13 protein-coding genes are annotated in these 13,437 nt (G+C 62.5%); 5 read left to right on the top strand and 8 right to left on the bottom strand.

The window, feature by feature from the left end:
- Positions 1-52: 52 nt before the first annotated feature.
- Both ABZV06_RS21675 and ABZV06_RS21670 read right to left on the bottom strand, forming a co-directional pair.
- Positions 53-1,135: an NAD-dependent epimerase/dehydratase family protein gene (locus tag ABZV06_RS21675; RefSeq protein ID WP_355623729.1), complete on the bottom strand. Its 1,083-nt coding sequence runs from the start codon at positions 1,133-1,135 to the stop codon at positions 53-55.
- A gap of 134 nt (positions 1,136-1,269) precedes the next feature.
- A complete protein-coding gene (locus ABZV06_RS21670; protein WP_355623648.1) occupies positions 1,270-1,584 on the bottom strand; it encodes a hypothetical protein in 315 nt (104 codons plus the stop codon).
- 825 nt (positions 1,585-2,409) lie between these two features.
- On the opposite strand from ABZV06_RS21670, the gene ABZV06_RS21665 reads away from it, so the two are divergent.
- Positions 2,410-3,249, top strand: coding sequence for an IS5 family transposase (locus ABZV06_RS21665; RefSeq protein ID WP_355247412.1), 840 nt, complete (start codon positions 2,410-2,412; stop codon positions 3,247-3,249).
- A gap of 75 nt (positions 3,250-3,324) precedes the next feature.
- Here ABZV06_RS21665 and ABZV06_RS21660 read toward each other — a convergent pair whose 3' ends face one another.
- Positions 3,325-3,798, bottom strand: coding sequence for a hypothetical protein (locus ABZV06_RS21660; RefSeq protein ID WP_355247409.1), 474 nt, complete (start codon positions 3,796-3,798; stop codon positions 3,325-3,327).
- 45 nt (positions 3,799-3,843) lie between these two features.
- Positions 3,844-4,299, bottom strand: a complete 456-nt coding sequence (locus tag ABZV06_RS21655; protein ID WP_355247406.1) for a hypothetical protein — start codon at positions 4,297-4,299, stop codon at positions 3,844-3,846.
- Between the two features lie 18 nt (positions 4,300-4,317).
- Here ABZV06_RS21655 and ABZV06_RS21650 point away from each other — a divergent pair, with 18 nt between their 5' ends.
- Entirely contained in the window at positions 4,318-4,584 is a 267-nt protein-coding gene (locus tag ABZV06_RS21650; RefSeq protein WP_355247403.1) for a hypothetical protein, read from the top strand.
- Between the two features lie 99 nt (positions 4,585-4,683).
- Here ABZV06_RS21650 and ABZV06_RS21645 read toward each other — a convergent pair whose 3' ends face one another.
- Positions 4,684-5,205, bottom strand: coding sequence for a hypothetical protein (locus ABZV06_RS21645; protein ID WP_355623645.1), 522 nt, complete (start codon positions 5,203-5,205; stop codon positions 4,684-4,686).
- Between the two features lie 279 nt (positions 5,206-5,484).
- On the opposite strand from ABZV06_RS21645, the gene ABZV06_RS21640 reads away from it, so the two are divergent.
- From ABZV06_RS21640 to ABZV06_RS21630, 3 genes are all read left to right on the top strand, one after another.
- Complete coding sequence (locus ABZV06_RS21640) at positions 5,485-5,919, top strand: hypothetical protein (RefSeq protein WP_355623643.1); 435 nt, start codon at positions 5,485-5,487, stop codon at positions 5,917-5,919.
- A gap of 1,247 nt (positions 5,920-7,166) precedes the next feature.
- A complete protein-coding gene (locus ABZV06_RS21635) occupies positions 7,167-7,766 on the top strand; it encodes an ATP-binding cassette domain-containing protein (protein WP_355247395.1) in 600 nt (199 codons plus the stop codon).
- A 287-nt stretch (positions 7,767-8,053) separates the two neighbouring features.
- Entirely contained in the window at positions 8,054-8,848 is a 795-nt protein-coding gene (locus tag ABZV06_RS21630; protein ID WP_355623640.1) for a hypothetical protein, read from the top strand.
- Between the two features lie 207 nt (positions 8,849-9,055).
- Here ABZV06_RS21630 and ABZV06_RS21625 read toward each other — a convergent pair whose 3' ends face one another.
- The 3 genes from ABZV06_RS21625 to ABZV06_RS21615 form a co-directional block, all read right to left on the bottom strand.
- Positions 9,056-9,376, bottom strand: a complete 321-nt coding sequence (locus tag ABZV06_RS21625; RefSeq protein WP_355247479.1) for a hypothetical protein — start codon at positions 9,374-9,376, stop codon at positions 9,056-9,058.
- Complete coding sequence (locus ABZV06_RS21620; protein WP_355247389.1) at positions 9,279-9,779, bottom strand: ADP-ribosylglycohydrolase family protein; 501 nt, start codon at positions 9,777-9,779, stop codon at positions 9,279-9,281. The genes ABZV06_RS21625 and ABZV06_RS21620 overlap by 98 nt, the downstream gene beginning before the upstream one ends.
- Before the next feature lie 379 nt (positions 9,780-10,158).
- Entirely contained in the window at positions 10,159-13,254 is a 3,096-nt protein-coding gene (locus ABZV06_RS21615; RefSeq protein ID WP_355247386.1) for a hypothetical protein, read from the bottom strand.
- Between the last annotated feature and the right edge of the window lie 183 nt (positions 13,255-13,437).

The following is a 13,437-nucleotide window of genomic DNA, read 5'->3' as shown; positions in this document are numbered from 1 at the left end:
GAGGTTTGCGTCAGATTTCGCCCGTCTGATGACGCGAACTTCTTGATCATCATCAGTAGGGGTTCCCCTGGCCCGGGGGACGGCCCGCCAGGAGGCCGGTGGGGCGACCGGGCTGCTGGGCTGCGGCGGACAGGGGCGGGCTGGCCGTGTGTTCGCCACCGGCCATGCCGGCGAACAGCTCCTTGAGCGCGGTCAGCGCGTCGATCTTGGGCGACCAGCCCAACTCGGCCTCCGCCCGCTCGCTGGACATCAACGGCGCGTTCAGACCCAGCTCGACCCAGCCCGCGTCGACCGGTTGCAGCCGTGCCCGCCACGTCAGGGCCGCCGCCACCCGCAGCACCGGCGCCGCGACCGGCACCGTCCAACCGTGGAAGTGCCGAGCCACCAGCTCCGGAGTCAGCACGGGGTCCGCGGCGACGTTGAAAGCGCCGCGCGCATCACCCATGACCGCCCTCGCGTACGCGTCAGCCACATCGTCGGCATGCACCGCCTGCATCCGCAGCCGTCGGTTCGTGGGTACGAGGGGAATCCGCCCGAAGCGCAAAAGTCGTACCGGCGCGAACGGGCCGAGAAAATAGCGGGTGATCTCCACGCCGGCGTCCCTCTGGAAGATCAACCCGGGTCGCAGCCGTACCACCCGCACGGTCGGGTGCTCCCGCTCCAACCCGTCCAGCAGCGCCTCGACCTCTGCCTTGTGCTCGCTGTACGACGATCCGGACACCCCGGTGGCCGGCCACCGCTCGCTGATCGGGTGGTCCTTCGGACCGGGCGCGTACGTGCCGACCGACGACGCGTACACCAACGCCGGCACCCCGGCCCGCACCACCGCGTCGAACACCGCCCGACTGCCGTCGACGTTGGTCCGGCGCAGCACCCGCTGATCGTGGCTGGGCTGGATCTGCCAGGCCAGGTGCACCACCGCGTCCGCGCCAGCGAAGATCTCGGCCAACTGGGCCGGAGCAGTCGGCGCGCCGATGTCACAGGAGTGCCACTCCACCTGGTCGTACGGCGTACCGGCATCCGGGCCGGGCAACCGCCGGGCCACCCCGGCCAGCTCCACACCGCGCTCCCGGCGCAGCCGCCGCAGCACCGCCGTACCGACGTTGCCGCTCGCCCCCACCACCACGATCCGCATGCCCGACCCGTACCCGCCCAGCAGGCCCTCAACCACCGTCCGTCCCAGCTTCGGGCCGCTAGATCGACTCGGTCTCCCGGAAACCGGGGCGTCCCGGCCGCTCGGATGCCCCGGCTTTCCGGAAGCCGAGTCGATCAAGGGCGAGGCGAGTTCCGGGCCCAGCCGTGCTTCTCCTTGCCGCGCCGGCCAGTCGTGGCCGCCAGGCAGCGCGAGCAGATCCAACCCACCGTGTCGGTTTCGGTGAGCACGTCGGTGCCCGAGTAGTCGAAGCGCACGTGCGGGAAGCGACGCAGCCGGGTACGGCTCAGGGCCAGGCCGCAGACCGTCTGGTTCTGGCCGGGCAGCCAGGCGTGCGCTTCCCCACCCGGCTGACGTACGCCGTCCGGCCCGATCTCCTCCCCGGACGCCGCCACGGCCGGGCTGCCGCTCGCCCTCATGACCGTTGCCATTCCCCGACCACCCCTGGCCATGCACGCCCGCCCACCGCTCGACCCGCTCCACCGCTCGCTGCTTGATCCACTCCACCCGCTCGCTGCTTGATCCACTCCACGTCGCCGACCTGGGGCTATCCCCCGCCCCGGACACCGCCACAGCGCCGATCTGGTGTTGATCACGTGCGCTGATGAGGCATCGGCGGCCGGCCGGAAGCCGAGAGCCGGCATCGCTGACTGTCAGGTAACCTGAGCGCGCGGGCCGCTAGCTCAATGGCAGAGCTGTGGACTTTTAATTTTCAGAAGCGCTTTTTGCCACCGTTACTTAACGGAATCCATTTTCGTCCGAACTCTTGGGCGCGAATCCAGGAACATGCCACCGCGTATCAGCAGGTCACTGCGGTCGTCACCCGTTGTGTTTGTCTGATCCAAGATTGCTCGTGGTCGAAATCCAGAATCTAGGCATACAATCCGTCCACGGTCGCCGGCATCCGGCCACCCACGGAACACCCACGGCCCCACCAGTCGCCCTGCTTGAGCATCAGAACGCCCATCGCAAAGATAGAGGCAGCCGCAGCGGACGCCCGCCAAAGTTCGACCGGGAACCCCCAGCGGACACGACATGGCGTCGAAAACGGCGTAGCCCGACCCAAGCGCCACCGCGGCGTGGCAACCCGCTACGACTGCGAGGCCGTCCGGTTCGAGGCCGTCCTGGCCATCACCCATCATCTGCGAATGGCTCTGACCAGGCTTACGCACATGCCTTAGAACGTGTTTGAGAAGTCTTCGTGTTCAGCGGTCCGTTGTCGTGACAGCTCCGCCGCCGTTGTCCATAGTGGTCGGATGCCGCGCCTGCGTCGCCGCTACCCCTCGGACCTGACCGACGCCCAATGGGCTCTCGTCGAGCCGCTGCTGCCTCCACGGAGAACCAGCGGCCGGCCGGAGAAGCATCCGCGCCGCGACCTGGTGGACGCCATCTTGTATGTGGTGCGGACCGGCTGCTCGTGGCGGCAACTGCCGGTCGACTTCCCACCGTGGCAGACCGTGTACTGGTACTTCACCCGCTGGGAGGACGGCAAGGTCACCGAGCGAATGCTGGTCGTGCTGCGGCGGCGGGTCCGCGCCGCCCACGGCCGTGCCGAGGAGCCCTCGGCCGGGATCATCGACTCCCAAAGCGTCAAGGGCGCCGACACCGTGCCGTATCAGACCCGCGGCTACGACGCGGGCAAGAAAGTCAAAGGCCGCAAGCGGTTCATCGTCACCGACACCCTCGGGCTTCTGCTGGTCGTGTGCGTCATGGCCGCGAGCGTGCAGGACCGCGACGGGGCCAAGACCACCCTGCTGTCGGCGTACCTGTTCACCCCAGTCAGGTTCGTCTACGCCGACGCAGGCTTTGCCGGAGTGCTGGTCGACTGGTGCCAGCGGATCCTGCGCACCACCCTGGAGATCGTGCGTAAGGCCCCTGGCCAGAAAGGGTTCGCGGTGATCGCCCGACGTTGGGTCGTCGAACGCTCGCTTGCGCGGCTGACCGCACACCGGTGGCTGGCCCGAGACTACGAACGCCACCCGGCCACCTCCGAAGCGATGATCCGCTGGGCCGCGATCAACGGCATGCTCCGCCGTCTCACCCGAGGCGGACCCGCTATCCGTCAGCAACGCCGGCGCTGGCCAGACGACGCATGAGATACCTTCCCAACCGCCTCGGCGCACCCGGGGCTCCTGACCGGTTCTGCGATGCGAGGCTGATGGTCGGCAGATTCACGCCTGCCGGAGCGCGGCCAGCTTCTCCGACGGGAACGGAATTCCGCCCCAGTTCCGCTGGTAGCGATCCAGAGAACCGGCGCGATCGAGGGCCTCTTCCGCCATACGCTGCACCGCAGAGATCAGGCCGGCCACCTCAACGCGGCCATGCCACCGGCTGACACCACCGCTCCACCGATGGTCGTCCGAACCGACATCATCGAACTCCACGATCTGGACATACACCTCTTCGGTCGCGCCCGAGAAGATGAACCAGGTACCAGCGGGTTCAGCTACTAAAAGCGCGACCGTTGCGCTGGATCCCAGCTGGAGATCAAGAGCGGCCTGCAACAGCGAGCCAAGCCCGTCCCCAAGGTAGGTGGTGTGAACCGTAAGGTCATCAGATCCCACCACCCAGTGCAGGTCAGCCGATCCCACGTTCTTGACGTCCCAGCGCAGCGACAACACCGGGCCATTCTCCAAACTCGTCATCAAGTCCAGTCGCCGACCCAGGGCTTTGGCTTCTCAAACACGCTCTTAGACTCCAGCGGACGTCTGGATGAACAAGGGACGGTAGGACGCCCCCTCTGGATGGTCGTATCGCGTCCATCCCAGCGACGCCCAGAAGTCGTCGGCTTCCTCGCTGAACGCGAGCAGTCGTCGATCGGGGTACCTGGACACCAACCCCCGGATGATCTTCGTGCCGACACCTCGACGTCGCTGCGGCTCCGCAACCTCGATCAGTTCGATCTCAAGTGCCGAATTGCCCAACTCAGGAGTTCCGACGTAGTGATCGATCATGACGTCGGAATCAAGCTCGATCCGCGCCACCTCGGCACCGCCCTGGCGGACCTCCAAGAAGGTGTATGACTTGTCCCCGTCAAGGGAGCGGTAGTCCCACCAGCTCAGGCTGAAGTCGTTGTTCTCAGCGAATGGATACCAGATCACCTGGTCATCCGGCGCGGGCTGCTTCTCGATGAAGTCGAAACTCACTTGACGCATCCTATTCTGGTGCGCAGACCGAGCCGGAAGCGGTGGCATCATCACGGCTGGGCGCTCGACCAGAGCAAGTCCGCCTCGCGGCCGGCTTTAAAGATCGGCGTCCGCTACGTTCAAGCGGCGATCACCCTGCCCAGCACATCCGACGACGACGTGGACACCGCGATGCGGCGCATCCGAACCCTCGCCTGCGCGATGCGGGACAGCACAACAATTACGACCGACCGTGTCGCCGACTCCCGGCGAGTGATTCTGAACAGCCGCGCCGCACTCGTATAAGATCCGCCGCCGCCTGACCGCCGCAATGTCGCCTAGGTGACGACAGACCAGAGCGGCGTATCGTCCAACGCGTGAGAGCGTTCGTTGTTACGGCAGTAACTAGAGCACCGGATTGGCAAGGCATTGGGTGACGCGGGGATCAGAAGAGTCGTAGGGGGCGTTCGCGAAACTCTCACTCTTGTCGCGTTTCGCAGTCTCCGCTGAATAGCCAGCAGGCGCAGCACCGTGTTTTAGGAGGCACGCGGCAAATAGCTGATTGGGGTCGGCCTTGTTGGGGTTCGTAAGCCGGCTGACGTACAACGGCTCGATAACCGCTTTTGTGCCCTTGTTGCATTCATCCTGCGCAGCGAGAGCATTGGGAGCCGTAATGGTTTCATAGATGTAATATCCGAATTGATCTATTTTTTCGATCGCGACACCCTTCTGTCTAACACATTCGATGAAGCGAGAGACGGCTTCCTCGTACTCTGCTCTACTGACTTTCGAATCCGAAAGCGCTTCTTTCTCAAAGTCCGAAGTCGCCGTCGCTGCGGCCCGCCGAATTTCTGCACTATAGGGGTCGGCGGGTTCCGTCTTACTCGAACAAGAAGTGATCGAGGTGAGGGCCAGCAACGCCGCCACAGACATCAGTTGACCTCGGAGCATGTGCAGAAGCGCCTTTCTGGCTAGCGTGAGTCTAACCTTTAGCTATCGGTTGCTTGAATAGCCGGCAGAAAGCTGTGTCACCCGTCGTCGCAAGATCCGTTGACGATAGACCGGCATTTCGTCTTGGTCAATAACTATGGCGTGTCGGGGAGAGGTCAAAGCGGACTAATCGCCCTCAATCTACCATCAATTCGCCGTGGGGGGACCGACCGAAGGCAGGCAGACAGCGGTCAAATCGTCCGAGCCTTCGTGGGCTTGACCATGAGCCTGGAGCCTGGAAGGATCAACGCATTCGCATCGATGGTGTTCGCCTTACAAGGAGGATCCATGACCCAACGGGGAATGCTAGGCTTCGGTAAAGTCCGCAAGGCGTTGGTCCGAGTCGCGGTGGTGGGGGTTGTCGCATCGGGAGCCATTACGGTTGTGGGGCAGCCGGCGTGGGCACTGAGCATGGGTCCCTGCCGCGTCTCGCCATCCAAGACGTCGACTGCCACTAACGTCGAGAATGTGGACTGTGTTGAAGTGCAGGCTCGGATTGACCGCTATGAGAGCAGCGTGGTCAAGACCTACACCGGCCCAATTCAGTACTTCACATCGTTCGTTAGTAACAGCAGGGGCACGAATGCCGGCAACGCGGTGAGGGCGAACACCGGTTCCAGCTGGACCAACTGGGATTTCGCACCTTGGTGATGAGTCTCGGCGGAATGCTTAGCTACCAACTGTGTTGGAGAATGGGCGCGGCTCGTTTCTAGCCAGTCGGTGCTCCGGGTATGCGGCCATTGCGTGGGCAGGTAGATTAACAGGCCTACGGAGTGGTCGCATACTTCGTTGACCTAGAGAGTTCTGGTGTTGTCCGTGAAGAGAGAATCCGGAAGGACGACTGAGCGTCGCAGTGCACTGCGAGAGGCCGTAAAGTCGTCCTCCATAGGAACGCTTGTTCTAGGGGCCTGTCTCGTGGCCGCAATTTCAGCTCTTTCAGCTCTGGCGTTGGTGCGGGAGAACCCGAGACCCCTGGAGCTCGCGAGGTCCAGCACCAACGGAACAATGGATGCCGTCCCTCAGACCTTTGATGACAAGCGTCAAGTCGAACTTCTTCCGGAGGTCGGCACAGAGTTCAAAGCGATAATCGGCGTATCCGGCACAGTTACTAATGTTGCCTGCCGGCCCGGCAACCCGCTCCAACTGGGTCGCGCAATCGTCGAGGTAGACGGAGAACCTCATGTGACTATTGCTACCGCTACTCCATTTTGGCGAGATTTCACGCGCGGTGTCAAGGGCAGAGATGTTCTGTCCCTTCAGGAGGCGCTCTCTCTAGCGGGATACCGGGTCCCCAAGACGGCGCGATTCGACAGCGTAACAATAGAAGCAGCTAGGAAATACTTGACTAAGGCCGGGCTCAAATGGAAGGGTTCAAAACTATCACGTTCTGTTTTTGTCTGGCTTCCGCCCCATACCCAGCCCGTTCAAGCTTGTCTCGTGTCCGTTGGGCAGCAGGTAACGGCCGGATCAGCAATCGCGGCCTTGACGCCCGAGGTCGACTCGGCACGGATCCGAGCCCTACCGGCACAACTCGTCCCGGGTGACCGGCAGTTATCAGTCGGCGAGACGAGCCTGCAGGTGGATTCCACTGGAAGAATCACAAAGGCTGAGGATCTCAGTCGGCTGCAGAGCGGGCCCGAATACAGAACCTGGCTTCAGTCCGACGGCAAGGTACCTTTGATGGCGAACTACTCGCTGAAGGAAGCCATTCCCGTCGCTAGTGTTCCAGCTGCCGCGATCGTTTTCTCGCAGAGTGGGGATGCGTGTGTCTACTCACCAACGAATGTGATGTACCCGGTTTCTATCGTCGGCTCCTCTCTTGGCCGGTCGTTGATCACCTGGGAGTCGATACAATCGACTGGTTTGAAGGTCCAAACCCAACCGGACGCTGATTTGCGATGCGAGTAATAGCGAAGAATCTCTCCCATGCGTACCAAGACAATCATTGGTTGTTTCGGGACTTGTCCTTCGAAGTTCGACCGGGTGAGTTGATTGCTCTGACGGGTCCGTCTGGATCGGGGAAAAGTACTTTACTCGGAATAATCGCCGGATGGATCAAGCCAACTCACGGAGATTTGGAGTTGGCAGGCGTATCACGTATTGGGTGGGTGTTCCAGAATCCACACGGTGTCGCCCGACGATCGGCTCTGGACCATATTGTTCAACCACTGCTAGCGGCAGGCGCTGGCCGTCGCGAGGCGACCGAGAAGGCTCTCGAAGTAATGTCTGATTTCGGGCTTTCTCGAGTAGCCCATGAACAGTTCCACAAACTTTCCGGAGGCGAGGCTCAGCGTCTGATGCTCGCGCGTTCCTTAGCATCCGGCCCAGATCTGCTGCTAATCGACGAGCCCACTGCCCAATTAGACGCTTCGAGTTCCCTGACAGTTATTGACACGATCGGCGTTCTAGTGAGCGCCGGCATGCTGGTGATGGTGGCAACGCATGATTCTCGAACTCGCGACGCTTGCCATCGCTCGATTGAGTTGAGCCAACATTGAAAGTTGCTGCTATCTTCGGAGAGGCTTGGCGCAATGTCATCTCCGGGACCACGAGGGCTTTGTCATGGACAATAATGCTTGTGGCAATTACTGGTACTCTAGCGTACCTCGATCTAAGCGTAACATCCAAAGTTATAGAAGATGGTCGAGAGTTTAAGAGTAGTGGTGGCTCGACTTATCTCATTAACGCCCCTGGGAATATTGACGGACGGTCTTGTGAACAACTGGCGCAGCTAGAGGGTGTTGTTGGTGCCGGCGCTTTACGGGTCGGGGCTGAGCAGCCCATAGTGCGTGCACTTCCTCAAGCCGGTGTGACTTTCCGAGAGATTTCTCCCGGTTTCACTAGTGTGTTGCCGTTGATTCAACGGCGCGATAGTAATTCACTGGACGGCGTGTTCGTGTCCGAGGCGTTAGCCGAATCCCTTGGGCGACCGGAAGATCTATGGTCGATTGCCACTACGCGTGGCGAGTCCTCGGTCTCGGGCGTTTACGGATATCCAGATGATGGTCGCCTGCCGACCCTTCAATCTGCGGTGCTAAGCCCTGTGCCAGTTGGTGACGTGTTTGACGAGTGCTGGGTCGTCGTTTGGCCAACAGGAGCTCCGGTAGCTTCGCTCCTGCGCTCGACGCTCACCGTCGGGGCGCTCTCTGCCGACAACGCGCGAGTTCAGCAGTTGAACCCTAGATTGGGGGATGATTTCGACGGCGCGTCTCGATTTGAGCAACGCCCGACACGATACCTTCCTCTTGTTTGCCTAGTGTTTGGCGGATTTGCCGGCTTCTTCTCCGTGTGGCTCCGACGGCTCGAACTGTCGTCCGCTCGTCATGTGGGAGTCAAGGTCATCGACCAAGCTGTTCAAGTTGCCATCGAGACACTGGCGTGGTGTGGGAGTGCTTTTTGTGTGACTGCAGCTTGGCTCGCCTGCTTCCAGCTGGGCAAAATGCTAGATGTAAGCCATTTCCTAACGATGTTGGGGCTTCAAACGTTTATGCTGGGTGCAGTAGGAGCCATCCTGGGCGCCATGGCTGCAGTGCTGCAGACGCGGGAGCGGCATCTTTTTAAATACTTCAAGCAGCGATGAACCCAGAATGGTTGCGTCCAGGGAAGTGGTGTACGGCTTGCCCGTGATGGGTGTTGCGTAGATGAGAGACGCCATCGTGTCGTCCTTCAAGGCGACCAAGTCGGAGAAGGACGAGAGAACGCGATGGCCGCACCAGAGAATGCGATTTCTGTTGGCCGCTGCGCGAGCAAATCGAGGACGCGTCGCCGGACGTGTTGCAGGCGATGATCAAGACGTTCGTGCAGGCGGTGATCTCTGCGTCAGCGGACGCGGTCCGTGGCTCATGGCGCCTTGGTGTAGCGAGTCCGCGATGATCTCCAGCAGTTGCTGTGCTTCTTTGTTGGTGTCGCGCCAAGCTTCGGCGAACTGATCGAGCTCGCTGCTGGTGGCCCAGCCTGCAGGCAGTTCCGGGAGGATCTGGTCGGCGTCGATGAGGCCGCCGGCGGCGGCTTCAATGCTGTCTCCGAACCCGTGGGTGGCTTGTGTCTGGGCGGCGTGTCGTAGGGCGAAGGCGTAGACGAGCGCGCCGACCAGGGCTCGGGGGTGCATGAGTGGTGATGCCGTCGCGCACGACACCCTGGATGAGGGCGCGAGGGGTATCGGCCCACAGCACGTGGGGGGCGATGCGCATGGCGATGCCGTTGGCGCCGGCGTTGCGGTATCGGGCAAGTGAGTCTTGGGCCCGGGCCGACTTTCCAGCGTCCCAGGGTGGGCGGCCGGAGGACCATGCGGCGGCGGCGCGAAGTACTGCTCCGCCACCGCCGCGCTGGTAGAGCAGCCAGGTCGGGAGTTCGGCCTCGGTGAGCCGCTGCCACCAGCGGTCGCCGGCAAGACACGCGCGGGCGGTCGCGAGTAGCAGCTGGGCGTCGTCGCTGTATTCGCCTGGCTGGACAGGGTCGCGGTAGCGGCTGGAGTAGTGACCGGCGTGCCGGATCCAGTTGCGGAAGAGCATCGCCCGACCGTCAGGACAATGGACGGGGCCCCACTCACGTCGGGGCGATCATGTGGCCAATTCATGGCCCGCGCCGGTGGCAACACCGTGGTGATGAACCTCGACACCACGCCTCAGACGAACTCCATGCCGCGTGGGACCCCACCGAGGCGGTGGGGCCGCGGTCGCTGTTACTCGGGCGCCCGCGGCTCGGGCAGTGGGCCGGCGATTCTTGCAATCGCAGGCCTACTGGCGCTCACAAAGCGGCGTCGGCGAGGATGGTCCCGTCGCCCAGGATCACGGCGGCGTTTCCCGTCAAGTACATGTGTTTATGAGTTCTGCGTCCTGAGCTGTCTCAGCGGGCGCGACATGCCGCGGCAAGAGCATCTCGGCTTACGATCTACTCCCTGACGGTGTCCGCCTCAAGGAAGCGACGGAGTCGCCCGCCCTCGTCCACACAGTCGAGTAGATCGCGGTGCGGGATGTCGTCCATCCCGTAGCGGTACCGACGTACGAGCAGATCTCTCATCGCTTCCTCAGTAGGCCGCTCCTGCCGACCCCGAAGGCCCCAACGTTGCGCCACCGTGGTGGTCTGCATCAAGGTGTGGGTGGCGAGAGCGACGTCAGAGAAGATCTCAAGCGGAATTTCTGGCGACGCCTTGGTTTCTGGCTCTCTCGCCAGCCGCATCGCCGCTGCTGGGTCGCCGAAGCCTGGCCTGATGCCAGCCTTCAAGATCCGCCAGTTCCAGGCGACATTGACGAGGACAACCAAGATTTGCCAGTCGAGCCATCCGGCCTCTCGCAAACGAACGATCCTCGCGCGGCAGGTCTCGTCTGCAAGCAGTCGGGGCAACGTGTACAGCAAGGCTTGGTTTGCAACCTCGTACCGCTCGCGGATGGCCTGAATCGCCGCGCCGCGGTCGTAGCCGGAGCCGGCACGCGTGGACGCGGCCAGCGGAGCTGGTGCTCTCGGACTGAACCCGGCCGAGGACGCTGGTCGAGTCGCAGCAGCACACCTTGCATAGTGCTGGTCGTCTAGCAGTCCGGCCACCTCCTCGTATGGCCGCCCGATGAAGAGCTTGTGCATGAGACCGGCCTTGATCATCGGCTCCATCAGCGCCTGAAGGTCGGCTGCCGGCCGGGCGTGGACAGCGTGCAGGAGCTGAAAGCATGTCGCGACCAATGACCGTTCGCGCACGTCGCTGTCGGTGAAGTCTGCGGACAGGACAATGTCGGCACGAAGCTCTGGTTCGGCGTCGTCGATATCAACTTTGTCGACCTCATGGCCCGCGTCAGTCCTTACATCCACGCTCACGCGGACCGTGCTCTTAATGAGGACCGGGTGGTGAAGCGCGATGTCGGCAAGTAGGATCTGGAATGCCGCCACGAGTCCTTCCGATGCTAGGACGGTGGTCCGGTCATTGCCGTAGCTGAAGATCCATCGCACACCGAGCGCCTCGAAGTCGACGATGCGGGTGGGACCGGCATCACCGAACACGGGCCCGGCGAGCTGCTCTGCAGCGGCCTGCTGGAATTCAGCCTCGGACATCTCGTACTCGGCACCCGATCCGGAAATCATTGATGTCAATAGGTCAAACCACTCGGTGCGATAGTGTGCTTCGGCGATGAGGGTCTCAAGCGTGGGCCAAAACTTCCGGACCGCAGACAGTTCCAAGGCTTCGTTCGTCCTGTGGCGTTCCAGGTCCGGATGCTTCTCGAAGTCGAACGGGTCGGTCAGGTACTGGGCGCGGGCCATCAGCGCGATCTCGGTCAGTCCTGCGGCGTCAGCCCAGCAACCCGCATGTTGGGAGTGCTGTGCCGCCTCCAACAGAGCCTTCGGAAGTTGAGGCTTTACGTCCGCATCACCGTGCGCGGATGCCAGGGCTGCAGCGCTGCACGCGTACATCTTCGCCGCGTACATCAGATTCAGTTCAGCGAACAGTTTGCCGATGAACCGCATCGCGAACACCGCGCCGTACAGCGTGTCGCCGGTGAACCAATTCGCCTTCGCGTTATGCAGCTCGAGCAGAGCTTCCAGCGGCTTCCCGGCCTTCATGAACGCCGCCGTGCGATCTCGGCATCGCTCAGCCGTCGCTGCCTGACCCTGGGCTTCGGCCGTAGCCGCATCAAGACCGTCGCGGACCTTGACATAGGACGGATGCTCGGACACGAGCGGCGCAAACATGGTGAACACCCTCGCCAGTTGAGTCACTGAGTACGCACGCGCACGCGGCAACAAGCCAACCAGCGTTTCCAGGTTCTTCATCGCCGAATCGGCGTCTACCAAGTCATCCTCGACCAGCGCCGAGGTATCTACCTCGAACTCGTCCAGCTTCACCCCGACGTTCGCGGCCACCGCCACCCGCTGCGGTCGGCCGCGCTCTTGCTCCGCCTTTCGCCAATTGGGCACTAGGTGAAGGAACACAAGTGTCCCGGTCAACGACGCAGCACGTATCGGATGAGTCGAGGGATCCGTTCCCGCGATCAAGCCTCCTACGTGCACACGCAACTGCTCCACGGCGTCCGAAATCTCGGTGACCTCGGCCCGCCCAACGCCGCTCGACCACATAACCCCCCAGTAGGAGACCAAGGTCACGGCGTCCTCGACAACATTCGGATGGCTGCTTCGGCACGCGAACGCAAGGGCCCGGCGGACTAGATCTTCAACACCGGCCGCCACCCCCATGCCCCTGAACCGTGCGACGGCCATCTCATAGCACGCCCGGAACACCAGCTCGGAGTCCTCACCATCCTCCGAATCAGCCAAGAACGCGCCCATAAAGTCCAGCCACTCGGGCAGATCTGCGTTCGCGCCCTTGTCCCACGTCGCGAATCGCAGACCCTGCGTCACCTCGCCCTGAGTCGCAGGGGTCAGAGCCGCCGGGCCATGGTTCTGGCGCAGCCTTTCTAACAAGTCGGCGTACCACCCCGGCGCAGACTCGCCCTCCGGCGGTGGCACCAACGACGACGGCAGGTCTAGATAGTGCCGGGCCACCCACACCAGGTCCGGCTCGGCCAAAAAGGTCGCGATGTCAGCACCACAGAAGACATCGAGCGTTACCCCGTACGTCTCACGAGCCGTCTTCTTCAGGTCATGCGTGACGCCCTCCGAAATCGCATGCACGCTGAAGAACGCGACATGAGAGACAGAGTCCGCATCCTCGTCGCAGATGCCGGCCAAGTCATCAAGTATCTTGCTCTTCAGCTTCTCCCGCTGCACGGTGCACGCCACCACCACGGGCGCGGTCGAAGCAGACGCCGAGAAGCCCGCAGAGTGCGGCAACTCGTCCGGGATCCGGGTGGTGTAGGTCTCAGCGTCCCGCTGCTGGTCACCACCCGAAGTGACCGGGCCCGTCGCGATCAGGATGTTCGAGCTGATGCGCTTGCGGGCAATCCGGGTGGCGATCTCCTCGAAACGATGATGCTCGTTCCTCGATGCGAGCTCACCCAGCCGGAACTGGATGTACGCCTCAGCCTCAGCGATGGGTTCAGCCACGCAACAATCATGCCGTCTTTCAAGTGAGCCGCAAATCACGGGGGCAGTTCAGGACTCCCTGCAATGCGATTAGGACACGCTGACTCTGTACCGGACCAGGTGGCCTTCGGGCCGTGCGGCGCCGCACGGCCCCAAGGCCAAGAGCGGCGGGGAGGGAAAGAGGGTAGGTGTGAGCGGGTAAAT

This window comes from Micromonospora sp. NPDC005172 (genome assembly GCF_040608555.1).
Classification (GTDB): Bacteria; Actinomycetota; Actinomycetes; order Mycobacteriales; family Micromonosporaceae; genus Micromonospora.
Note: the sequence above shows the minus strand (reverse complement) of the source record. Positions and strands in the feature narration are given on the sequence as shown.

Excerpts from the sequence above, each read along its gene's own strand:
- ABZV06_RS21665 (WP_355247412.1), top strand. The coding sequence starts at position 2,410 with ATGCCGCGCCTGCGTCGCCGCTACCCCTCGGACCTGACCGACGCCCAA.
- ABZV06_RS21625 (WP_355247479.1), bottom strand. The coding sequence starts at position 9,376 with ATGCACCCCCGAGCCCTGGTCGGCGCGCTCGTCTACGCCTTCGCCCTA.
- ABZV06_RS21620 (WP_355247389.1), bottom strand. The coding sequence starts at position 9,779 with ATGCTCTTCCGCAACTGGATCCGGCACGCCGGTCACTACTCCAGCCGC.
- ABZV06_RS21670 (WP_355623648.1), bottom strand. The coding sequence starts at position 1,584 with ATGGCAACGGTCATGAGGGCGAGCGGCAGCCCGGCCGTGGCGGCGTCC.
- ABZV06_RS21660 (WP_355247409.1), bottom strand. The coding sequence starts at position 3,798 with ATGACGAGTTTGGAGAATGGCCCGGTGTTGTCGCTGCGCTGGGACGTC.
- ABZV06_RS21635 (WP_355247395.1), top strand. The coding sequence starts at position 7,167 with ATGCGAGTAATAGCGAAGAATCTCTCCCATGCGTACCAAGACAATCAT.
- ABZV06_RS21675 (WP_355623729.1), bottom strand. The coding sequence starts at position 1,135 with ATGCGGATCGTGGTGGTGGGGGCGAGCGGCAACGTCGGTACGGCGGTG.